Here is a 22,064-nt window from a genome sequence, read left to right as displayed (position 1 = left end):
TCGGAGCGGGGGTTTCACACCCCCGCACCCCCTTGGGATATTTGGGCCAGTATGAAAGGCCGGAAGGAAAGACGTAAGCATGAAGCTGTATCGGTTCTTGAGCGGGGATGACACCTCGGCCTTCTGTCACAAGGTGACGGTGGCGTTGAACAAGGGGTGGGAATTGCATGGGACACCGACCTATGCCTTTGACGCGGCCAATGGGGTGATGCGCTGCGGTCAGGCGGTGGTGAAGGATGTGCCGGGGGATTACACTCCGGACGTGAAGCTGGGCGAGCTATGAAGACCAATCCGGGGCGGTTTTTCGAGGATTACCGGGTGGGTGAGGTGATCACCCATGCGGTGCCGCGAACCGTGGGGCAGGGCGAGCGGGCGCTGTATCACGCGCTGTATCCGGCGCGGGGGGCAGTGCAGTCTTCAGATGAGTTTGCGCGGTCGGTGGGTCTGCCTTCGGCGCCCATGGATGATCTGATTGCGTTTCATACGGTGTTTGGCAAAACGGTGCCGGATGTCAGTCTGAATGCCGTGGCCAACCTTGGCTATGCCGAGGGGCGCTGGCTGGCACCGGTCTGGCCGGGGGATACGCTGCGGTCGCAGTCCGAGGTGATCGGGCTGAAGGAAACCAGCAGTGGGGCCACGGGCGTGGTCTGGGTGCGGACCAAGGGCCTGAACCAGCGCGGGGACGTCGTGCTGGACTATGTGCGCTGGGTGATGGTGAAGAAGCGCCGCCGCGAGGTGGTGGTGGAGACCCATGTGCCGGCGCTTGCGGCGTCGGTTGACCCGGCAACGCTGGTGGTGCCGGAGGGGCTGGATTTCAGCCGCTATGACTTTGCGCTGGCCGGGGAGCCGCATCGCTGGAGCGATTATGCGGTCGGTGAAGTGATCGACCACGTCGACGCGGTGACGGTGGAAGAGGCCGAGCATATGCTGGCCACGCGGCTGTGGCAGAACACGTCGAAAGTGCACTTCGACGTGGGCCAGCGCGAGGATGGGCGGCGGCTGATCTATGGTGGGCATGTGATCAGCCTGGCGCGGGCGCTGAGCTTCAACGGGCTGGCCAATGCGCAGTTTCTGGCCGGGCTGAACGCGGGCGCCCATGCCAACCCCTGTTTTGCCGGGGATACCGTGCGCGCCTGGAGCGAGGTGCTGGACCGGGCCGAGACAGCGGCACCCGGCGTGGGGGCGCTGCGGTTGCGGCTGGTCGCGACCAAAGGGGAAGCTGGGCAGCTGCGCGGGGCGGATGGCAAGTATCTGCCTGAGGTGTTGCTGGATCTGGACTACTGGGCCTTGATTCCGCGCTGAGTCTGCGCAGGCGGCAGGAAGCGGTGAACTTGTGATCACGCCTTGAAAAATTGTGATCACAAAGTCGAAAAACTTTCAAAGATAGCGGAAACATTGCGCAGGTGCGGCATTGAAGTGCGTGACACTGGCGAAATCCGCGTTATTCAGTTGCCAACGACAGCCTGACGCTGACCCCAGCGCCGCCAGACGTGAGGACCGACCATGGCAGATGCCAAGCGGACGCCGCAGACCATCAACCGCCCCCTTTCACCGCATTTGCAGATCTATCGGGTGCAGATGACCTCTGTCTCGTCGATCCTGACGCGGATCACCGGGATCGGGGTGATCGTGGCCGTGATGCTGGCCGTCTGGTGGCTTTTGGCGGCTGCGACATCCGACGGCTACTTCGCCCTTGCGAATGGGGTAGTGACCAGCTGGTTCGGCGATCTGGTCTTTACGGGGTCGCTTTGGGCCATCTGGTACCATTTCCTGGCGGGTCTGCGGCATCTGTATTTCGACTCGGGTCGCGGGCTTGAGGTCGCCACGGCGGAAAAGCTGGGTTGGGCCTGCGTCATCGGATCGGTCGTTCTGACCGTGATCACCATTCTTCTGGTTCAGTGAGGGTTCCATGCGCTATCTGACCGCCCGCAAACGCGCCGAGGGCCGCGGCTCTGCCGGCTCTGGCACGGAACACCACTGGGCGATGACGGTGTCATCGGTCGGGCTGGCTTTCCTTCTGCCGACCTGGCTTTACATCTTCGGCTCTGCGCTGGGGAGTTCGCGTGAGGTGGTGTTGGACACCTTTGCCCGCCCGTTCCCGGCGATCGTGACGGCGCTGATCCTGGTGGTCGGGATGCGGCACTTCGCGATGGGGGTGGCGATGACGATCGAGGATTATTCAAAGGGCACAACGCGCAAGATGCTGCTGATCGGCGCGACGTCGTTGGCCTGGGTGATTGCTGCAACCGGCCTGTTCGCGCTGGCCCGGATTGCACTGTGAAGGACGCATGATGACTGCCTATCCGTATGAAGTGCATGACTATGACGTGGTTGTTGTCGGGGCCGGGGGAGCGGGTCTGCGGGCGACGCTGGGCATGGCGGAACAGGGCCTGCGTACGGCCTGTGTGACCAAGGTGTTCCCGACCCGCAGCCATACGGTGGCCGCACAGGGCGGCATCGCGGCGAGCCTTGGCAACATGGGGCCGGACAGCTGGCAGTGGCACATGTACGATACCGTCAAGGGGTCGGACTGGCTGGGCGATACGGATGCGATGGAGTATCTGGCGCGGGAGGCTCCGAAAGCGGTTTATGAGCTGGAGCATTACGGGGTGCCGTTTTCCCGCACGGAAGAAGGCAAGATCTACCAGCGCCCCTTTGGCGGCCATACGACGGAGTTTGGCGAAGGCCCCCCGGTACAGCGCACCTGTGCGGCGGCGGACCGGACGGGGCATGCGATCCTGCACACGCTTTATGGTCAAAGCCTGAAGAACAATGCGGAATTCTACATCGAATACTTCGCGCTGGATCTGATCATCACCGATGGCGCCTGCACGGGGGTTGTCGCGTGGAAGCTGGATGACGGCACGATGCATGTCTTCAACGCCAAGATGGTGGTGTTGGCGACGGGTGGCTATGGCCGGGCCTATTTCAGCGCGACATCCGCCCATACCTGCACGGGCGACGGCGGCGGGATGGTGGCGCGGGCCGGGTTGCCGCTGCAGGACATGGAGTTCGTGCAGTTCCACCCGACGGGGATCTATGGCTCGGGCTGTCTGATCACCGAGGGCGCGCGGGGCGAGGGCGGGTATCTGACCAACTCCAACGGCGAGCGGTTCATGGAGCGGTATGCGCCCCATTACAAGGACTTGGCGCCGCGTGACTATGTCAGCCGCTGCATGACGCTGGAGATCCGCGAGGGCCGGGGTGTGGGGGCGAATGGCGACCATATCCATTTGAACCTGTCGCACCTGCCGAAGGAAACGCTGGAGCTTCGCCTGCCCGGCATCACGGAAAGCGCGCGCATCTTTGCGGGTGTGGACCTGCTGAAAGAGCCGATCCCGGTGCTGCCGACCGTGCATTACAACATGGGTGGCATCCCCACGAACTACTGGGGTGAGGTTCTGAACCCCACGGCTGAGAACCCTGACGCCATCTTCCCCGGCCTGATGGCCGTGGGCGAGGCGGGTTGTGCATCGGTGCATGGTGCCAACCGGCTGGGGTCGAATTCCCTTATCGACCTTGTGGTCTTTGGCCGGGCCGCCGCGATCCGCGCGGGCGAGGTGGTGGACCGCAAGGCTTCGCTGCCGCCGGTGAACACGGCCGAGGTGGACCGGGCCCTGTCGCGGTTTGACGACCTGCGCCATGCCAAGGGCGCGGTGCCAACGGCGGACCTGCGGCTTGAGATGCAGCGCACGATGCAAGCCGATGCCGCCGTGTTCCGGGCCGAAGAAACCCTGGCCGCGGGGGAGGCGAAGATGACCGCCATCGCCGCCAAGATGAATGACCTGCACGTCACCGACCGCTCGCTGATCTGGAACAGCGACCTGATGGAGACGCTGGAACTTGGCAACCTGATGCCGAACGCGCTGGCCACGATCTACGGCGCCCATGCCCGCACCGAAAGCCGGGGGGCGCATGCGCACGAAGATCACCCCACGCGGGATGACGCCAATTGGCGCAAGCACTCGCTGGCCTGGGTTGACGGGGCGAAGGTGCGGCTGGACTATCGTCCGGTCCACAAGGACCCGCTGACCACCGAGGCTGAGGGCGGGATCGCGTTGAAGAAGATCGCCCCGGCGGAAAGGAAATTCTGATGAACAAACGAGCACGTTTGGTTGTCAATCGTGGCGCAGCCAGTCTTGTAGCGCTGGGTCTGCTGGCCGCCTGCGTAAGGACCTTGGCGCCCTTGGACCCAGAGACCCAGGCCGCCTGCATCCGCGAAGCGGGCATCACGGGGTCGTATTCGGTCACTGCGACGCTGCTTGGCGACCGGATGACATATGTCGTCGGCCCCGGACCGGGCGTCACGCAGGCACAGACGGACATCGCCAATGCCTGCATCGCTCGCACCATCGGTGACGGAACCCCTGGATCCGCGACCGTCTCAAGCTCCGCTATTGCCCCGTCAAGCAGTCGTCCGGTCTCAGATATCGGATCGCAGTGCTCAAAAGGCGGTGGCCCGATGCAGGGGGGGGCAGGATATTGCTAGTTGACCGAAAACTGACCTTGGCACTGATCGCGGTGCTGGCAGTCTCGGCCTGTGATCCCGGGGAACTTGCCGACAAGGCTGTGCGGCGTACCGCGTCTTCCGTGGTGTTCCCGGTGGTGAACCTTGATATGCCCGCTGCCCCGGCGCAGACGGCGACGGAGTGTATCCTGAGCGCGGCCAGCCCGGATGAGCTGCGCCTGCTGGCGCGGGATGTGGGGGTTGAGGCCGGAAGCTCGACCAAGGCCACGATCCGCGACATTGCCTTGCGCCCCGCCGCTCAGGCATGCTTTGCGGCGGCAGGCGTGCCGCAGGTGACATAAGGCGATGAAAACGGCGTTGATCCCCGTGCTATTGCTGGCTGCCTGCGGCCCGATTCCGGTGGCCGATGCCGAACAGCTTTGCCTGGATCGCGCCCGGCTGGCGCAGCAGCCCCGGGGGCAGGTGGCGGTTGGCGTGACCTCGGACGGAGGGGCAGCCAGCAGGATCGAGCTGGACATTTCGACGGACTATCTTACGGGGCGCGACCCCGCAGTCGTTTTTGAAAATTGCGTCGTGGCGCGGTCTGGCCAGCTTCCGACCCGGCCGCTTTACCAGATGCCGGGGTACAAATCATGAGCGTCGTGCGCGATATGCTGGATCGGCTGCGTGGCAAGCCACAGGGCAGGCGGATCGAGAGACGCCTGCAACCGCTGGGCATGCGCGCCACCGGGGCAACACAGCCTGACCTGCCCGTTGCGCCGGATACGTTCCATGTGAATGACGGCCCCCATTACATTGACGTGCTGCAGCAAATGCACCTGAAGTTGCAGCCGGAGTGGTACCTTGAAGTCGGGTCGCGCAGTGGCCGCAGTCTTGCGTTGGCGAAGCGGAACTATGTGGCGATCGACCCGGTCTTCAGGCGGTTCCCGGCCCACCCGGTGAACGGCTACCGGATGCATTTTCTGGCGATGACCAGTGACGCGGCCTTTGCCAGCGGGTTTCTGACGCGTGAAGAGATCCGGCCAGAATTCGGGTTCCTTGACGGGATGCATCTGGCCGAATTCCTGATGCGCGACCTGATCAATTTCGAGGCGGCTGCCGCCCCCGGGGCCTGTGTCGCGCTGCATGACTGCTTGCCGACGACCCACACAATGGAAACACGCGACGACAGTCTGATCGCGGAAGGCAAATCCTGGACCGGGGATGTCTGGAAGGTCCTGTGGTGGGTGCTGCAACATCGCCCCGATCTTGAGGTGAACGTCCTTGACGCCTGGCCCACCGGCCTTGTCGTGATCCGTGGTCTGAACCCGGAAAACCGCGTACTGCCCGACCTTTATGACCGTTTTGTTGCTGAAATGGGCCCCATCCGCCTGGCCGACTTTGGCGTGGAGCGGTTCTTTTCGGCCTTCAAGATCCAGTCCAGCTTTCGCTTTGTCGCCGACCTGCCCGCCCGTACCTGAAGGAACATCCCATGGTCCAGTTCACCCTGCCCAAGAACTCGAAAATCCGCACTGGCAAGACCTGGCCAAAGCCTGACGGGAAGAACGTCCGCAAGTTTCAGGTCTATCGCTGGAACCCCGATGATGGGGAAAACCCGCGGGTGGATACCTACTTTGTCGATATGGACAGCTGCGGACCGATGGTTCTGGACGCGCTGATCAAGATCAAGACCGAAGTTGACCCGACGCTGACCTTCCGCCGGTCTTGCCGAGAAGGCATCTGCGGGTCTTGTGCGATGAACATCGACGGGATCAACACGCTGGCCTGCATCTATGGGCTGGATGAGGTGAAGGGCGATGTGAAGATCTATCCCTTGCCGCATATGCCGGTGATCAAGGATCTGATCCCCGACCTGACGCATTTCTACGCCCAGCATGCCAGCATCATGCCATGGCTTGAGACGAAGACGAACCGCCCGGCCAAGGAATGGAAGCAGTCGATCGGCGACCGCGCCAAGCTGGACGGGCTTTATGAATGCGTGATGTGCGCCTGCTGTTCGACATCCTGCCCGTCCTACTGGTGGAACAGTGACCGCTACCTTGGGCCGGCGGCGCTGCTGCATGCGTATCGCTGGATCATCGACAGCCGGGACGAGGCGACGGGCGAACGGCTGGACGATCTGGAAGATCCGTTCAAGCTGTACCGCTGCCACACGATCATGAACTGCGCCAAGACTTGCCCGAAGGGGCTGAACCCGGCCAAGGCGATTGCCGAGATCAAGGGGATGATGGTCGAGCGGGTGGTGTAACCACCTTGCGCGGCGGCCATTTTGGCGCAAGGTTTGCGGGATGAAGCCCGTCGCACCTGACCACAACGCCCCATCAGATGGCCCCGCCCGCAAGGCGGTGGCCCCGGTCATCTGCTACCCGGTCGAGGGGTTGCCGGCCCCTGACCTTGCCGCCTATCGCGCCGCGCGGGAGGGGTGGACCCTGACGGCGGAGGTTCTGGTCCCTCCGCGTGAGGCGCGGTGTTTTTCGGTGCCAGCGGGACATTTCTTCCGCATCGTCAGCGTCGAAGGTCCGCAGGTCGGCGACCTAAACCTCTTTGCCGCTGATGGCCTGGGTGAGCGGTTCTTTTCCGGCAAGACCCGGGCGCTGCATGGCACGCATCTTTCGACCGGCGACCGGATGTGGTCCTGCCTGCCCCATCTGCGTCCGATGGCGACGATCACCGATGATACGCTGGACTGGTACGGTTTCGATGCCTTTGGTGGCAGTGTCCATGACGTGATCGGCACGCGCTGCGACCCATATACCCATGCGCTGCTGTCGGGTGGCGACCAGTACCACCACTGCTGCCATTCCAATCTGACCCGGGCGGTTGCGGACCGGACCGGCCTGCCGCTTCATGCGGCGGAGCTGCATGTGCATGACGTGCTGAACGTCTTCATGTGCACCGGCTTTACCCGCGACACCGGGCAGTATTTCATGAAGGCCAGCCCGGTGCGGCCCGGGGATTACCTTGAATTCATGGCGGAAATTGACCTTCTGGGGGCCCTGTCAGCCTGCCCCGGCGGCGATTGTTCTGCCGAACATTCTTCGGATGCGGCGGCATGCCACCCGCTGCTGGTGCAGGTGTTCAGGCCAGCCGCGCCCGCCAAGGGGTGGCAGCCGCCAAGGCGCAACGGGTATGACCGAAGCCACGGTCAGGAGTAGCGTTCGACCGTCACTGTCTGTGCCTCGTCATAGCGGTCGCCCCAGGCCCAGCCGACGGGAAGGATGCGGTCAATCTCCTCACGGTCTTCGTCGGTCAGGTCGATTTCGGGCGCGGTGGCCCAATCGGCCAGATGGCTGGCGCTGCGGGTGCCGGGGATCGGGATCAGGTGGCCGGCACGGTCCAAAAGCCAGGCCAGGGCAAGGGCGGCGGGGGTGTAGCCGTGGTCATGGGCATAGGCGTGGAATGCCTGCAGTTTCATCAGGTTGTGCGGCCAGTTTTCCGGATAGAACCGGGGGATGCGGGTGCGGAATTCACCCGGCGGGAAATTCGACGGATCGGCCATGGGGGTGCCGAACACCCCGCGCGCCAGCGGTGAGAATGGCACGAAGGCCACCCCAAGCGCCATGCAGCGCTGGATCAGGCCCAGTTCCGGCTGGCGGGTCCATAGCGAATATTCATTCTGCACCGCCATGACCGGATGCACGGCATGGGCACGCTCCAGCGTATAGGGCGCAATCTCGGACAGCCCGTAGCCGAGGATTTTGCCTTCACCAATAAGGCGTTGCATGGTTCCGGCAAGGTCCTCGGCGGGGATCAGCGGATCATGCCGGTGGGCGTAGAACAGGGTGACATGGTCAACCCCCAGCCGTTTCAGCGAGCCTTCCAGTTCGGCCCTCAGATGCTCCGGCCGGTTGTCGATCCGTCGGGCCGGGTCGTCGGTGAAGGCGGCCTTGGTGGCGATGTGCGGGCGGTGCCCGCGGCTGGCCAGCCATGTGCCGATCACGGTTTCGCTGACGCCTTTGCCGTAACCATTCGCGGTATCAAGGAAATTGATCCCATGGTCCCAGGCGGCATCCAGCGTGCGCAGGCTTTCAGCCTCGGTCGTGGGGCCGAACATGCCGCCGAAGGACAGGCAACCAAGCCCAAGGGCCGAGACATCGGGGCCAATCAGGCCAAGGCGGCGTTTTCTCATGTGACCGTCATGTAATGCAGGCCTTGGAACCCGGCGCGCAGGGCGCGGGTGCGGGGGGCGATGGTTTCAGGGGCGTTGGAGCGGAGCGCTTCCGCGATCAGGCTTGCCAGCGCCTTGGCGTCGGCGGGGGTGACACCACGGCGGACAAGTTCCGGCGTGCCGATGCGCAGGCCGTTCATGTCACCCGGGACGTCGGGGATCGGCAGGCCGATACCGCAGGCAAGGAAACCCGCCTTGCGCAGGGTCTTGGACGCGGCCTGGCCACCGCCAAAGGCAGCGGCTTCAATCGCAAACTGGTGCGATGTGGTGGCACCCTGGTCTGCTGCATGGACGGGAAGGCCAAGGTTGGCAAGCTCGGTGGCAAGCGCGCGGGCCAGATCGACCATCATCTTCGCATAGGCCTGCCCATGGTCCCGCCAGTCAAGCAGCGTGAGGGCTAGCGCCGCGGATTTGGCCGCGTCGAAGTTGGCGGTAAGGCCGGGGAAGGCGATGGCGTCAAGGCGTTCCGCAATCGCGGCGTCATTGGTGACGATCAGACCCCCCGCGGGACCGCCGAGGGATTTGTAAGTGCTCATCGTCATCAGATGCGCGCCTTCGGTCAGCGGGTTGGCCCAGACGCGCCCAGCGATGATGCCGCATTGGTGGGCGGCGTCGAACAGGACCTTGGCGCCGACCTGATCGGCGATCTTGCGGACCTCTGCCACCGGATGCGGAAACAGGTTCAGGCTGCCGCCCACGGTGATGATCTTTGGCCGGACAGCGTGGGCAAGGTCGTGGAGCGCTGCAAGATCAATGGTATAGCCATCCGCGTCAATCGGGGCGGCGTAGGTGGTCAGACCGTAAAGCCCGGCACACCCGGCGGCGTGATGCGTGACATGGCCGCCGATGCTGCCGGGAGGGGCGATGATGCTGTCACCCGGTTTCGCCAGCGCCATGAAGCCGTAAAGGTTGGCCAACGCGCCCGAGCCGACACGGATTTCCGCGTAGCGCGCCTGAAAGATTTCGGCGGCGAGTTCGGCGGTGATGACCTCGATCTCTTCAATCGCCTCAAGCCCCATTTCGTACTTGTCGCCCGGGTAGCCCAGCGATGGGCGTGAGCCAAGGCCACGCGCCAGCGCCGCCTCAGCCCGTGGGTTCATCACGTTGGTCGCGGGGTTGAGGTTGAAGCAATCCTGATCGTGGATTTGCAGGTTCGCGGCGATCAGGGCTTCGATCCGGTCGGCGATCTGCACCGATGGGACGGCGGTTTCGCTGGCGATCCGTTGGACCAAGGTTTCGCAAGCGGCGGGCACCCAGGGGCGGGGGCTGAGGTGGGACATGGCGGACTCCTGCATGTTGGGCACAGTTGACCCGGCGAGGGCCTTGCGGGCAACCCAGATTTGCGAAAAACCAAGGACAGGGTAGCCTGGGGCTTGGGATGACCGCCGTCCTTTGACGGTCAGGCAAAGGCGGCTTCCAGCGCAATCTCGACCATTGCGCCAAAGCTCCGCTCACGTTGGTCAGATGGCAAGGCTTCGCCGGTGGCGATGTGGTCGGACACGGTAAGGATGGCGAGGGCGCGGGCGCCATGGCGGGCGGCGACCATGTAAAGCTCGGCCGCTTCCATTTCCACGCCAAGGCAGCCGTGGCGGGTGAGTTCTTTCCAAAGGTCGGGCCGTTCGTCGTAGAAGGTGTCCGAGGAATAGATCCCGCCGACATGGGTGGGGGTCCCCTTGGCGATTGCGGCGGCATGGGCCTTGGACAGAAGGCCGAAGTCGGCGCAGGGGGCGAAGTTCAGCTCGCGGAAGATCGCGCGCGAGGGGGAGCCGAGGGTGGAGCAGGTCTGCGCCAGAATCACATCGCGGACCTTGACGTGTTCGGGCAGGGCACCAGCTGACCCGATGCGGATCAGCGTCTTGGCGCCATAGTCGCGGATCAGTTCATTGGCATAGATCGACAGCGACGGCATCCCCATGCCCGACCCGTGGATCGTGACGCGGTGGCCGTTCCAGGTGCCGGTGTAGCCCAGCATGCCCCGCACCTCGTTCACCAGCACCGCGTCTTTCAGAAAGGTCTGTGCGGCCCATCGGGCGCGGTAGGGGTCGCCCGGCATCAGGACGGTTTCGGCAATCTCGCCGGGTTTGGCGCCGATGTGGACGGTCATGGTGTTCCCCTCTGGTCGGTTCTGCACCCTTCATCCGGCGGCAAGGCTGGATTGGCAAGGGGTGGAGTGGGGTCAGTCGACCGTCGTCAGGGCCGAGGTGGCCGCATCCCAAGTCATGCGGAAAGTGCCGGGTTCCGGGGTATTCAGCAGCTCGCCCGAGATGGTGACCTGCAAAAGCTGGCGGTCGTCATCCGGGATCAGCGACCAGTCAAGTACGACAAGGCTGTGTTGGGCGGCACCTACGAAGACGTTCAGTTCACATCCCAGTCCGTCGCCGCAGAACATGGCGGGCGCGGCGGTGCAGGAAAGTTTGCGGCTGTCCAGCACAAGGGCAGGGTCATCAGGGCCGAAAAGGAAGGCCGGGACAATGGCAACGTCGGGGATTTCCAGCGCGCCGCCTTGCGCGGTGCAGGCAGTGGCGTGGTAGTCCAGCAAGGTCTGCAGGGCCGGTGGGCGGGGAACGTCCGCAAAGGCCGGTGCTGCGACAAGGACAAAGGCCATACCCGCGCGGATCATTGCAGTTGCCATTCGTTGCCGGACCACAGGAAGCGGACGGTTTCGCCGGAGCGGTTCGGCGCGGTGAGGTAGGTCGTGCCGCCATCCGTCACCGTGTCCCAGCTGAGGAGGAGGAGCGAGCCCTTCACGCCGTCGATCAGCGTCTCGACCGCGCAGCCCCCGGTGCCGCAGAAGGTGCCGTAGCTGTCGGCGCAGGAAAACCCGGCGGTGTCGAGCACCCAGTCCAGCGTGCCGTCACCGTTCAGGTCGCGCTGGGTAACGGCCTCAGGCGCGATGGCGAAGTCGGCGCACATCGACTGCGAGTCCGAGATGGTTGCGGCGAATTCGTCAGGCCAGGCGGCGTCCTGCGCGGCTGCGGGGCAAGCGATCAGGGCAAGAAGAAGCGGGCGCAGCATGGGTTGGCCTTTCCGGTGGCGGTCTGGCCTTCGGGATAGGGCGCAATGCGGCACGGGAAAAGGCGGGAAAACCTTAGGGTCATTCGGCCGCGACGGGTGCGGGATCGGCAAGGGCTGCAAGGTCCAGCATGATCTGGTTCAGCTGGAAATCCTTGGGCGTGTAGACCTTCGCGACTCCCATCGCGGAGAGGGCAAGCGCATCCTCGTCCGGGATGATGCCGCCGACGACGAGGGGGGTGTGCGACAGGCCCGCGTCCTGCAGAAGCTGCAGCGTTTCGCGGATCAGGGGCAGATGGCTGCCGGACAGGATGGACAGGCCGATGACATCGGGGCGCTTTTCGGCGGCGGCGGCGACGATTTCGGCCGGGGTGAGGCGGATGCCGTCATAGGTGATCTCCATCCCGCAGTCGCGGGCGCGGGTGGCGATCTGTTCGGCCCCGTTGGAATGGCCGTCAAGGCCGGGCTTGCCAAGGAGAAGGCGCAAGGGATGGCCCAGCCTGGCGGCGACCTGGGCGACAGCCTCACGCACCGGTTCAAGGCCTTCGGTGCGGTTGGAGGGGTTTTGCGACACGCCGGTCGGGGCGCGATATTCGCCATAGAGCGCGCGCATCGCGGCGCCCCATTCGCCGGTGGTGACGCCGGCCTTGGCGCATTGGATCGAGGCGGGCATGATGTTCGCCCCAGTCTGGGCCGCGTGGCGCAGGGCCTTGAGGGCGTCCTTGACCATGGCAGGGTCGCGGTCGCTGCGCCATTGGATCAGGCGGGCGCACTGGTCAGCCTCGGCCTTTGGGTCGGCCTGCATGATGAGGCCGTCACCGGTGGTCAGGGGCGAAGGTTCGGAGGTGGTGAAACGGTTCACGCCGACAACCGTGGTCTGGCCGGATTCGATGCGGGCGATGCGGTCCGCGTTCGATTCGACCAGTCGGGATTTCATGTAGGCAATGGCCGCGACCGCGCCGCCCATCGCGTCGATATGGGCGAGTTCTTCAAGGGCACCTTTCTTCAGGGCCTCGACCTTGCGGTCGATCGCGGGATTGCCGTCGAAGAGGTCGCCGTATTCCAGAAGGTCGGTCTCATAGGCCAGAACCTGCTGCATGCGCAGCGACCATTGCTGATCCCATGGGCGGGGCAGGCCCAACGCCTCATTCCAGGCGGGAAGCTGGACAGCGCGGGCGCGGGCGGATTTGGACAGGGTGACGGCCAGCATCTCGATCAGGATGCGGGTGACGTTGTTTTCCGGCTGCTGTTCGGTGAGGCCGAGGGAGTTGACCTGCACGCCATAGCGGAAGCGGCGGAATTTCGGGTCGGTGATGCCGTAGCGGGTTTCGAGGAGTTCGTCCCACAAGGCGGTGAAGGCGCGCATCTTGCAAAGCTCGGTCACGAAGCGGATGCCGGCATTGACAAAAAACGACATTCTTCCCGCCATTGCGGGGAATTGTTCGGCGGAAACTTTCACTTTCAGATCATCCAGCACCGCGCAGGCGGTGGCGAGCGCGAAGGCAAGCTCCTGTTCCGGCGTGGCCCCGGCCTCTTGCAGGTGGTAGCTGCAGACGTTCATCGGGTTCCACTTGGGCAAGTGCTGGCCGGTATATGCGGCCACGTCGGTGATGAGGCGCAAGGACGGTTCGGGCGGCAGGATATAGGTGCCGCGGGAGAGGTATTCCTTGATGATGTCGTTCTGGACAGTGCCTTGCAGTTGGGTGGTGTCGGCGCCCTGTTCTTCGGCCACGGCGATGTAGAGCGCCAGAAGCCACGGCGCGGTGGCGTTGATCGTCATCGACGTGTTCATCTGTTCCAGCGGGATGTCCCGGAACAGCGCCCGCATGTCGCCAAGGTGGGCGATGGGCACGCCGACCTTGCCGACCTCACCTGCAGAGCGGGGATCATCACTGTCGTAGCCGGTCTGGGTTGGCAGGTCGAAGGCGACGGAAAGGCCGGTTTGCCCCTTGGACAGGTTGGTGCGGTAAAGCGCGTTTGAGGCGGCGGCGGTGGAATGGCCGGCATAGGTGCGGAAGAGCCAGGGCTTTTCGGGGGTCATCTCAGCCTCGTCGTGCGGTAATTTTGTTGCGCTGAGGCTGGCATATGCGAAATTTCATGCCAATGTCAATCGCTGCGCTGCGGCGATGCTCCTCGTGCGACTTCGTCTTCTCGTCGCGGGGGCGCCTGCGAGGAGTGACGAAGTCATCGACGAGGTTTCCGGTTTCGGGCAGGGTAGGCCGATGTTCGGTACAGTGGCGGTTCCGGTCTGGCTTTTGGCGCTGATTCTTGGCTTTGCCATGGTCAGTTTCGCCACGCATTTCCTGTTCCCCTCGGTCAGGTGGTTCTTCCGGCGTCGGGCTGAACGGGCGATGCAGCGGCTGAATGCGCGGCTGGACCGGAAGGTCGACCTGTTCAAGCTGGCGCAGCGGTCAGACATGGTGGCGCGGCTGGCCTATGATCCGAACGTGGTGGAAGCGGCGATGGCGCATGCGGCCGAAACGGGCGTGCCGGGCGAGGTGGCCTTTGAAGAGGCGCGGCGCTACGCCCGAGAAATCGTGCCGGGGTTTTCCGCGACATTGTATTTCGGCTTTGCCACGCGGGCGGCGAAGGGCCTGAGCCGGTTTCTGTACCGGGTTCGGGTGGGCAAGGTGGACAAGGAACTGGCCCATGTCGACCCGAAGGCGACCGTGGTCTTTGTGATGAACCACCGCTCGAACATGGACTATGTGCTGATCACCTGGCTGGTGGCGGACCGCGCGGCCCTGTCCTATGCGGTGGGGGAATGGGCGCGGGTCTGGCCGTTGAGCGTGATGATCCGGGCGATGGGGGCCTATTTCATCCGGCGTGGCAGCCGCAACGCGCTCTATCGGCGGGTGCTGGCGCGCTATGTCCAGATGGCGACCGAAGAGGGCACGACGCAGGCGATCTTTCCCGAAGGTGGGCTTAGTCTGGACGGGCGCGTGGGCCCTGCGAAGATGGGGCTGATCAGCTACATCGTCGAGGGTTTCAGGCCGGACGGGCGCGATGTGGTCTTCGTTCCGGTGGGTCTGGCCTATGACCGGGTGCTGGAGGACCGGGTGCTGGTCGACGCAGCGGCCCGAGAGACGCGGCGCTTTCGCAACCGGCCGGTCCGGGCGGCATGGCAAACGGCACGGTATCTGATGGCCCGCCTGATGGGACGCAGGAAGGGGTTTGGCACTGCGGCGGCGGGGTTTGGCGCCCCGGTCAGCTTACGGGCCTTTCTGGCTGGGGGCGGGACGGTGGACGGGCTTGGCGCGCGGTTGATGGCCGCGATTGCCGAGGTTGTGCCGGTGCTGCCTGTGCCGCTGGTGGCACGGGCGCTGGGCGATGGGGCTGCCTCACGCGCAGAGTTGCGCGGGCGGATCGAGGCGCTGGTCGCGCGGCTGACGGCGGCGGGGGCGGTGCTGAAGCTGCCGCCGCAGGGTCTGGATGCAGCCCTAGAGGAAGGCCTTGCCCCCCTGATCGCGCGGGGGCTGGTCAGCGACAGCCTGCAACCCGTGCCCTCGGAGCGGCGGCTGCTGGGCTTCTATGCGGCTGCGATCCCGGATGTCTGACGTTGCTGCAACGCCGCAGACATAAAATTACAAAAACACCCAATCATCCTATTGCAAAGTTGCGCAGCCGTCGGTTAGCTGCGGACAAGGCGCGCTGATTCTGCGGCGCGGCATCAAAGATGGAGGCTGGTTTGGCTTTGGACACGCAATCTGCACCTGCGATCTACGACGCGCCGAAAAAGGATCTGTATGAGCTGGGCGAGATGCCGCCGCTGGGGCATGTGCCAAAGCAGATGTATGCCTGGGCGATCCGGAGAGACCGGCATGGCGCCCCCGACATGGCCTTTCAGGTCGAGGTGGTGGACACCTGGGCGATCGACAGCAACGAAGTGCTGGTGATGGTGATGGCGGCTGGGGTCAACTACAACGGGGTCTGGGCCGGTCTTGGCCAGCCGATCAGCCCGTTTGACGGCCACAAGGCCGCCTTTCACATCGCCGGGTCGGATGCTTCGGGCATCGTCTGGGCCGTGGGCGACAAGGTGAAGCGCTGGAGAGTCGGGGATGAGGTGGTGATCCACTGCAACCAGGACGATGGCGACGACGAGGAATGCAACGGCGGTGATCCGATGTTTTCGCCCACGCAGCGGATCTGGGGGTATGAAACTCCGGACGGCAGCTTTGCGCAGTTCACCCGGGTGCAGGCGCAGCAGTTGATGCCGCGCCCCAAACACCTGACGTGGGAGGAGTCGGCCTGCTATACGCTGACGCTGGCCACGGCCTACCGGATGCTGTTCGGGCACGAGCCGCATGACCTGAAGCCTGGGCAGAATGTGCTGGTCTGGGGCGCAAGCGGGGGCCTTGGGTCTTATGCGATCCAGTTGATCAATACGGCCGGGGCCAATGCGATCGGGGTGATTTCGGACGAGACGAAGCGGGACTTCGTCATGTCGTTGGGTGCCAAGGGGGTGATCAACCGCAATGACTTCAGCTGCTGGGGGCAACTGCCGAAGGTTGGCAGCGAGGAGTACAACACCTGGCTGAAAGAGGCGCGGCGCTTTGGCAAGGCGATCTGGGACATCACCGGGAAGGGCGTGAACGTCGACATGGTGTTCGAACACCCGGGCGAGGCGACGTTCCCCGTGTCCAGCCTGGTCTGCAAGAAGGGCGGCATGGTGGTGATCTGCGCAGGGACGACCGGGTTCAACTGCACCTTTGACGTCCGCTATATGTGGATGCACCAAAAGCGTCTGCAGGGCAGCCATTTCGCCCATCTGAAGCAGGCGGCAAGCGCCAACAAGCTGATGGTGGAACGGCGGCTGGACCCCTGCATGTCCGAGGTGTTCCCTTGGTCCGAAATCCCGCGGGCGCATACGCTGATGTGGAAGAACCAGCACAAGCCCGGCAACATGGCGGTGCTGGTGCAGGCCCCGCGTACCGGGCTGCGGACCTTTGAGGACACGCTGGAGGCGAGTAAAGGCGCTTGACTTGCAACCCTTAATCAGTGGTTTACTTTGAGGGGCTTATGTCTGCAGGTGCAGGAAACCGGCGCGGTTGATGACTGGCTGCCCCGCCCGGCGGGGACGATCAGGGCATCATGGCGTCGGGGCAGCTGCGGATTGTTCGTCCCGAGGGATTGATGCGCCACGACTGGATCTTCGACACGCTGTCGGACCTGCAGGACTATGCCCGCAGGAATGACTTGCCGGAACTGTCCCTGAAAGTGGAGGAGACGCTTGTGACCGCCCGGCGCGAGATCGGCGCTCAGGCTGACATGGACGGGCCCGTTCCGATTTTCATCCGCCGCCAAGCCCATTAGTGGGTCTTACACCGGGCGGCGGGCGGCGATATGGTCAGGCGATGCAACTGCCCGCCCTTACCTTTTCGGAAGACCAGGCCGAGGCCTTTGATCGCCTGTCCGCGTTGCTTGTCGGCCATGGGATCGACCTTGCGGAAGGCACAACCACGCCGATGGTCGAAGGCAAGGCAACCGTGCTGGCCGTGGTCGGCAAGGCGGGGTCCGGCAAGACGATGCTTTTGGCCGAGATGTATCGCAGCCTGAAAGCGGCCGGTCTGGACGTGGTGTCCGGCGATTATGAGGGGCGCAAGCGCAAGGACCGCCGGACGCTGGCGATTCTGGCGCCGACGAACAAGGCGGCATCGGTCCTGCGGCTGCGCGGGGTTCCGGCCACCACAATCCACCGCATCCTGTACACGCCGGTCTATGACCCACAGTACGAAAAGATTGCCGAATGGCTGGCTGGCACTGGCCCGCGCCCGGTGGTCGAGGGGCTGACGGAACTGGCGCTGGACCGGGCCCATGCGTTTTACCAGCAGGTCGCCTCGATCCCCGGGGCTCTGGCTGCGGCTGGGCTGAAGGGCAGTGATTTCATCAAGGGCTGGAAACGGCGGGAAGAACCGCTGGACGTGGGGTTCGTCGACGAAAGCTCGATGCTGGACGAACGACAGCTTGAGGATCTGCGCGAGATTTTTCCTGTGCTGGTGCTGTTCGGTGACCCGGCCCAGCTGGCGCCGGTGGGGTCATCCGGGGCGATGGTCTTTGACAAGCTGCCCGAGGCGCGCAGGCTTGCCCTGTCCCGCATCCACCGGCAAACGCAAGACAACCCGATTCTGGATCTGGCCCATGCGCTGGGCGATGACCGGCTGGGGTTTGAAGAGTTCGAGGCGATGGTGCAGGCCAAGGCCCGCGACGATGGCCGGGTGGTCTGGGCTGAGCGGGTGGAGGCGGGGCTGATGGCCCGCTCCCCCGTGCTGGTCTGGCGCAACGCGACGCGGGTGCGGCTGATCCAGGCCTTCCGCAATGCCTATGGCGCTCCGGAGGATCAGCTTTTGCCGGGGGAACCGCTGATCTGCGACGGGATCGAGTTGCCGTTGAAGCACAGGAAGAAGCGGATCGATCTGGAAGCGCGGGGCCTGATCAAGGGCGCGCAGGTGATCTATCTGGGCGAGGGCAACCGCGAAGGATTCGCGCGGTTGCATGTCGTGGGGGCGGAAGAGCCGCAGGTTTCGGCGGCGTCGATCATCAAGATCGAGAAGCCGGATGAGGAAGAGCCCTTCATCCCCCATGCGGCGCGGATGGGGGCGGCCTTTCTGCATGGCGCGGCGGTGACGATCCACAAGGCGCAAGGGTCGCAGTGGGAGGACGTTCAGGTGTTCGCCCCCGATCTTTACGCCGCCGCCCAGTCGGGGCGGAACGAGGCCGGGGTGCCCTTGTGGAAGCGGTTGGCCTATGTCGCGATCACCCGAGCCCAGACGCGGCTGCATTGGGTGGTGCGAAACCGGCTGGCGCGGCCGCTGGCGCCGCTGTCGATCGACGATCTGAAGCGCGAACCCGCACCTTTGGCCTTGGCCGAGGCTTCCCCTGACGCGCCGGGCGATCTAGGGTAGGGCAAGAAGAGGGAGGGTCCGATGGCCTTGGTTTTCGTCCAGTTCCGCTGCACGCCGGGCACCACCTATGCGGTGGCCGACGCGATCTGGGACCGTGAGGTTGTCAGCGAGATGTATTCGACCAGCGGCGACTATGACCTGATCGCGAAGGTCTATATCCCGGATGATCAGGATAGCGGGCATTACCTGTCGTCCAAGCTGTTCGACATTCCGGACATCCAGCGGACCTTGACCACGATGACCTTCAAGGCGTTCTAGGCTTGGCTGGCCGCCGGGGGCGCTGCCCCCGGACCCCCGGGATATTTGTGCCAATGTGAAAGGGCTTTGGGCGGTGCGTCAAAGCCAAGCGCAGCGGTTGGTGCCGACGGCGTCGGCGACGGTGTTGAAGCCGTCTTGGGCGAGAAGGGTGTCGAGGCCCGTTGCAATGCGGGGAATGAGGCTGAGGCCGTGGTAGACCATTGCGGTGTAAAGCTGCACGGCTGAGGCCCCGGCGCGGATCTTGGCGTAGGCGTCTTCGGGAGAGGAGATGCCGCCGACACCGATCAGGGGCAGTTTGCCATCGGTCAGTTGCGAAAGCTGGGCAAGGACGCGGGTGGACTTTTCGAACAAAGGCGCGCCGGATAGGCCGCCGGCTTGGCCCCGGTTTGCAGATTTCAAACCTTCGCGCGACAGGGTGGTGTTGGTGGCGATGATGCCGGAGAGGCCTGAGGCAAGTGCTACCTCGGCAATCTGGGCGAGATCGTCCGGGGTAAGGTCGGGGGCGATTTTCAGGAAAATCGGGATCGGGGTCGGCAGGGCGGCGCGGGCTTCCATCACCCCGGCGAGCAGGGCTGCCAGCGCGGCGGGGCCTTGCAGGTCGCGCAGTTTCTCGGTGTTGGGGGAGCTGACGTTGACCGTGGCGAAATCGACATGCGGGCCGCAGGTGGCCAGCACACGGGCAAAGTCGGCGGCGCGGTTGTCCGAGGTCTTGTTGGCGCCAAGGTTCAGCCCGACCGGCACTGGCCCCTTGGTGCGGCGGGCGAGACGGTCGGCGATGGCGGGGGCGCCGTCGTTGTTGAAGCCGAACCGGTTGATGGCGGCGCGGTCTTCCGACAGGCGAAAGAGGCGTGGCCGGGGATTTCCGGGCTGGGGCAGAGGGGTAGCCGCCCCAACCTCGACAAACCCGAAACCGGCGCGGCTGAGGGCGGCGATGGCGGTGGCGTTCTTGTCATATCCCGCGGCAAGGCCGACGGGGTTCAACAGGGCCATCCCGGCTAGGCTGGTCGCAAGGCGGGCGCTCCGGACCGGGCCGGGCAGGGGGGCAAGGCCCAGGTTCAGCGCCAGAAGTGACAAGGCATGGGCGCGTTCCGGATCGCAGCGGTGCAGCAGGGCCAGCCCGGCGCGTTCAAACGCAGTCACCACAGCCCCTCGGGGAAGATGTGGCCGGTGGCGCCAAGGGGCAGGCTTTTGTCCCACACGACCTCATCCAGCCGCAGCGCGCGGTAGAGATGCGGGAAAAGCTGGCCGCCGCGTGAAGGCTCCCACTTCAGGGCGGGGCCAAGCCGGTCCGGATCGAAGGCGACAAGGACAAGATCACTTTCCGTGGCGAACCATTTTGCCGCCGTTTCGGCCACCTGCGCGGGGGTCGAGAAATGAATGTAGCCATCCGCAAGGTCGATCGGCGCGCCGAGCGTCTCGCCCGCGGTGCGGAAGGCATCCCATTCGGGGCGGCGGAAGATCTTCAGGATCAACATGCCGCGCTTGTGCCTTGTGCCGGGCGCGCGGTCAATCCGTCAGCGCGGTTGCGCCAATGCAGGCGTGGACAACCGGGCGGGTGCGACAAGGCTTTGACTCTGCGCGGCTGCAAAGGCAGGTTTGGGTATCAACCAATAAGGGAGCTTATGATGCGGGCACTTTTCCTTACCAGCGCCGTGGTTGCGCTTTCGTCTGGCATGGCGCAGGCGGATTACACGCTGCATGTCATTCACATCAACGACTTGCACAGCCGGATTGAACATATCAATGCGTTTGACAGCACCTGCTCGGCTGAGGATGCGGCAGAGAACAAGTGTTTCGGGGGCGTTGCCCGGGTGGCGACCAAGATCAAGGAACTGCGCGACGGGCTGATCGCGGAAGGGCAGAACGTCATCGTTCTGGATGCGGGTGACCAGTTTCAGGGCAGCCTGTTCTACACGACCTACAAAGGCGCGGCCGAGGCTGAGTTCATGGAAAAGATCGGGTTCGACGCGATGGCCGTGGGGAACCATGAGTTTGACGACGGACCGGAGGGGCTGGCGAGCTTCCTCGACAAGGTGACCTTTCCCGTCATCAGCGGCAACACCGACGTCAGCCAGTCGAATGTGCTGGCCGGGCGGGTCCAGAACCATGTGGTGCTGGAGGTCGGGGGCGAGAAGATCGGCATCATCTCGGCCCTTGCGACGGATACGGTCGATACCTCCAGCCCCGGGCCAAACGTGATCTTTCAGGATGAGATCGACAGCCTGAGCGCGGATGTCGCAGCGCTTGAGGCGGAAGGCGTGACCAAGATCATCGCGCTGAACCATGTCGGCTACAAGAAGGACATGGACATTGCCGCTGCCGTGCCCGGTCTGGATGCGGTTGTGGGTGGCCATTCGCACACGCTGTTGTCCGCGACCGACCCCAAGCGGGGCGGGCCCTATCCAACCTGGGTTGATGGGCAGAACGGGGCATTGGTTCCGGTGGTGCAGGCCTATGCCTATTCCAAATATGTCGGTCATCTGGAGCTGACCTTCGATGACGCCGGGAACCTGAAGTTCGCCGAAGGCGACACGATCCTGCTGGATGCCAGTGTCGTCCCCGACCCGGAAATCGAAGCGCGGGTCAAGGAAATGGGCGCGCCCATCGAAGAGCTGAAGAACAAGGTGGTGGCCGAAAGCACCGCCGATATCGACGGCAGTCGCGAGACGTGCCGGGCGGTGGAATGCCCGATGGGCAACCTGATCGCCGAGGCAATGCTGGACCGGGTGGCGGATCAGGGCGTGACCATCGCCATTCAGAACGGCGGCGGCGTGCGGTCCAGCATCGACGCCGGGCCGGTCACGATGGGAGAGGTGCTGTCGGTCCTGCCGTTCCAGAACACGCTGTCCACCTTTGAGGTGACCGGCGAAACCATCGTTACGGCGCTGGAAAATGGCGTGAGCCAGCTTGAGGAGGGCGCGGGCCGCTTTGCCCAGGTGGCCGGCCTGAAGTACACCTTCGATCCGGCGCAGCCGGCGGGATCGCGGGTCAGCGATGTGATGGTGCTGGTGGGGGGCGATGCCTGGGGTCCGATTGACCCGGCGGCGACCTACAAGGTGGTGTCCAACAACTATGTCCGGGGTGGCGGTGACGGATACCGGATGTTTGTCGATGCGGCCAATGCCTATGACTTCGGGCCGGACCTTGCCGATGTGACCGCGGAATACATGGCCAAGATCGGCCCCTACACGCCGATGACCGACGGGCGGATCACCCGGAAGTAAGCGCAGCCTTAGCTGGCAAAACGGATGGCGGG

At 64.4% G+C, this 22,064-nt stretch carries 24 protein-coding genes; 16 read left to right on the top strand and 8 right to left on the bottom strand.

Translation table 11 applies throughout. The features are described from left to right. Window positions 1-79: 79 nt before the first annotated feature. The 10 genes from EI545_RS06965 (at window position 80) to EI545_RS06920 (ending at window position 7,623) form a co-directional block, all read left to right on the top strand. Complete coding sequence (locus EI545_RS06965; RefSeq protein ID WP_125324798.1) at window positions 80-283, top strand: DUF1737 domain-containing protein; 204 nt, start codon at window positions 80-82, stop codon at window positions 281-283. Continuing rightward, window positions 280-1,302: a MaoC family dehydratase gene (locus tag EI545_RS06960; protein WP_125324797.1), complete on the top strand. Its 1,023-nt coding sequence runs from the start codon at window positions 280-282 to the stop codon at window positions 1,300-1,302. The genes EI545_RS06965 and EI545_RS06960 overlap by 4 nt, the downstream gene beginning before the upstream one ends. A 201-nt stretch (window positions 1,303-1,503) precedes the next feature. Continuing rightward, on the top strand, window positions 1,504-1,902 hold the full coding sequence (gene sdhC, locus EI545_RS06955; RefSeq protein WP_125324796.1) for a succinate dehydrogenase, cytochrome b556 subunit: 399 nt from the start codon (window positions 1,504-1,506) through the stop codon (window positions 1,900-1,902). Between the two features lie 7 nt (window positions 1,903-1,909). Continuing rightward, window positions 1,910-2,281, top strand: coding sequence for a succinate dehydrogenase, hydrophobic membrane anchor protein (locus EI545_RS06950; RefSeq protein WP_125324795.1), 372 nt, complete (start codon window positions 1,910-1,912; stop codon window positions 2,279-2,281). A gap of 10 nt (window positions 2,282-2,291) precedes the next feature. Beyond that, window positions 2,292-4,094 carry a succinate dehydrogenase flavoprotein subunit gene (gene sdhA / locus EI545_RS06945; RefSeq protein ID WP_125327278.1) on the top strand — a complete coding sequence of 601 codons (1,803 nt, stop codon included), beginning with the start codon at window positions 2,292-2,294 and terminating at the stop codon, window positions 4,092-4,094. A gap of 412 nt (window positions 4,095-4,506) precedes the next feature. Beyond that, window positions 4,507-4,809, top strand: coding sequence for a hypothetical protein (locus tag EI545_RS06940; RefSeq protein WP_125324794.1), 303 nt, complete (start codon window positions 4,507-4,509; stop codon window positions 4,807-4,809). Between the two features lie 4 nt (window positions 4,810-4,813). Beyond that, window positions 4,814-5,104, top strand: coding sequence for a hypothetical protein (locus EI545_RS06935; protein WP_125324793.1), 291 nt, complete (start codon window positions 4,814-4,816; stop codon window positions 5,102-5,104). Beyond that, window positions 5,101-5,928: a hypothetical protein gene (locus EI545_RS06930; protein WP_125324792.1), complete on the top strand. Its 828-nt coding sequence runs from the start codon at window positions 5,101-5,103 to the stop codon at window positions 5,926-5,928. The genes EI545_RS06935 and EI545_RS06930 overlap by 4 nt, the downstream gene beginning before the upstream one ends. Before the next feature lie 11 nt (window positions 5,929-5,939). Next, window positions 5,940-6,716, top strand: a complete 777-nt coding sequence (locus tag EI545_RS06925; RefSeq protein ID WP_125324791.1) for a succinate dehydrogenase iron-sulfur subunit — start codon at window positions 5,940-5,942, stop codon at window positions 6,714-6,716. Window positions 6,717-6,756: 40 nt separating this feature from the next. Beyond that, window positions 6,757-7,623, top strand: coding sequence for an urea carboxylase-associated family protein (locus tag EI545_RS06920; protein ID WP_125324790.1), 867 nt, complete (start codon window positions 6,757-6,759; stop codon window positions 7,621-7,623). Here EI545_RS06920 and EI545_RS06915 read toward each other — a convergent pair. The 6 genes from EI545_RS06915 to EI545_RS06890 all read right to left on the bottom strand — a co-directional run bounded on the left by EI545_RS06915 (window position 7,614) and on the right by EI545_RS06890 (window position 13,689). Then, window positions 7,614-8,597, bottom strand: coding sequence for an aldo/keto reductase (locus EI545_RS06915; RefSeq protein WP_125324789.1), 984 nt, complete (start codon window positions 8,595-8,597; stop codon window positions 7,614-7,616). The two genes, EI545_RS06920 and EI545_RS06915, sit on opposite strands and share 10 nt — an antisense overlap. Then, the gene (locus EI545_RS06910) at window positions 8,594-9,916 is read right to left on the bottom strand and encodes a serine hydroxymethyltransferase (protein WP_125324788.1); all 1,323 of its coding nucleotides are present in this window, start codon (window positions 9,914-9,916) and stop codon (window positions 8,594-8,596) included. Before EI545_RS06910 ends, EI545_RS06915 begins: the two co-directional genes overlap by 4 nt. A 119-nt stretch (window positions 9,917-10,035) precedes the next feature. Next, window positions 10,036-10,740, bottom strand: coding sequence for a purine-nucleoside phosphorylase (deoD, locus tag EI545_RS06905; RefSeq protein WP_125324787.1), 705 nt, complete (start codon window positions 10,738-10,740; stop codon window positions 10,036-10,038). Window positions 10,741-10,812: 72 nt separating this feature from the next. Further along, a complete protein-coding gene (locus EI545_RS06900; protein WP_125324786.1) occupies window positions 10,813-11,268 on the bottom strand; it encodes a hypothetical protein in 456 nt (151 codons plus the stop codon). Next, the gene (locus EI545_RS06895; RefSeq protein ID WP_125324785.1) at window positions 11,253-11,651 is read right to left on the bottom strand and encodes a hypothetical protein; all 399 of its coding nucleotides are present in this window, start codon (window positions 11,649-11,651) and stop codon (window positions 11,253-11,255) included. The genes EI545_RS06900 and EI545_RS06895 overlap by 16 nt, the downstream gene beginning before the upstream one ends. Before the next feature lie 79 nt (window positions 11,652-11,730). Next, window positions 11,731-13,689 carry a protein meaA gene (locus EI545_RS06890; RefSeq protein WP_125324784.1) on the bottom strand — a complete coding sequence of 653 codons (1,959 nt, stop codon included), beginning with the start codon at window positions 13,687-13,689 and terminating at the stop codon, window positions 11,731-11,733. Window positions 13,690-13,870: 181 nt separating this feature from the next. Between EI545_RS06890 and EI545_RS06885 the strand changes: the two genes are divergently transcribed. From EI545_RS06885 to EI545_RS06865, 5 genes are all read left to right on the top strand, one after another. Then, complete coding sequence (locus tag EI545_RS06885; protein WP_125324783.1) at window positions 13,871-15,205, top strand: 1-acyl-sn-glycerol-3-phosphate acyltransferase; 1,335 nt, start codon at window positions 13,871-13,873, stop codon at window positions 15,203-15,205. 131 nt (window positions 15,206-15,336) lie between these two features. Continuing rightward, window positions 15,337-16,629: a crotonyl-CoA carboxylase/reductase gene (gene ccrA, locus EI545_RS06880; RefSeq protein WP_125324782.1), complete on the top strand. Its 1,293-nt coding sequence runs from the start codon at window positions 15,337-15,339 to the stop codon at window positions 16,627-16,629. 110 nt (window positions 16,630-16,739) lie between these two features. Then, complete coding sequence (locus tag EI545_RS06875; RefSeq protein ID WP_245990320.1) at window positions 16,740-16,961, top strand: SH2 domain-containing protein; 222 nt, start codon at window positions 16,740-16,742, stop codon at window positions 16,959-16,961. Window positions 16,962-17,002: 41 nt separating this feature from the next. After that, window positions 17,003-18,550: an ATP-dependent DNA helicase gene (locus EI545_RS06870; protein WP_164517238.1), complete on the top strand. Its 1,548-nt coding sequence runs from the start codon at window positions 17,003-17,005 to the stop codon at window positions 18,548-18,550. A 21-nt stretch (window positions 18,551-18,571) separates the two neighbouring features. Beyond that, window positions 18,572-18,808, top strand: a complete 237-nt coding sequence (locus tag EI545_RS06865; RefSeq protein ID WP_125324781.1) for an Lrp/AsnC ligand binding domain-containing protein — start codon at window positions 18,572-18,574, stop codon at window positions 18,806-18,808. A 78-nt stretch (window positions 18,809-18,886) separates the two neighbouring features. On the opposite strand, the gene EI545_RS06860 is transcribed toward EI545_RS06865, so the two are convergent. Next, window positions 18,887-19,948 (bottom strand): quinone-dependent dihydroorotate dehydrogenase, encoded by a 1,062-nt coding sequence (locus EI545_RS06860; RefSeq protein WP_125324780.1) that lies wholly within the window; start codon window positions 19,946-19,948, stop codon window positions 18,887-18,889. Continuing rightward, window positions 19,945-20,283 (bottom strand): DUF952 domain-containing protein, encoded by a 339-nt coding sequence (locus EI545_RS06855; protein ID WP_125324779.1) that lies wholly within the window; start codon window positions 20,281-20,283, stop codon window positions 19,945-19,947. Before EI545_RS06855 ends, EI545_RS06860 begins: the two co-directional genes overlap by 4 nt. Window positions 20,284-20,430: 147 nt before the next feature. Between EI545_RS06855 and EI545_RS06850 the strand changes: the two genes are divergently transcribed. Next, the gene (locus EI545_RS06850) at window positions 20,431-22,032 is read left to right on the top strand and encodes a bifunctional metallophosphatase/5'-nucleotidase (protein WP_125324778.1); all 1,602 of its coding nucleotides are present in this window, start codon (window positions 20,431-20,433) and stop codon (window positions 22,030-22,032) included. Window positions 22,033-22,064 lie beyond the last annotated feature (32 nt).

It is taken from the genome of Tabrizicola piscis (assembly GCF_003940805.1).
In the GTDB taxonomy this organism is placed as follows: domain Bacteria; phylum Pseudomonadota; class Alphaproteobacteria; order Rhodobacterales; family Rhodobacteraceae; genus Tabrizicola; species Tabrizicola piscis.
Note: the sequence above shows the minus strand (reverse complement) of the source record. Positions and strands in the feature narration are given on the sequence as shown.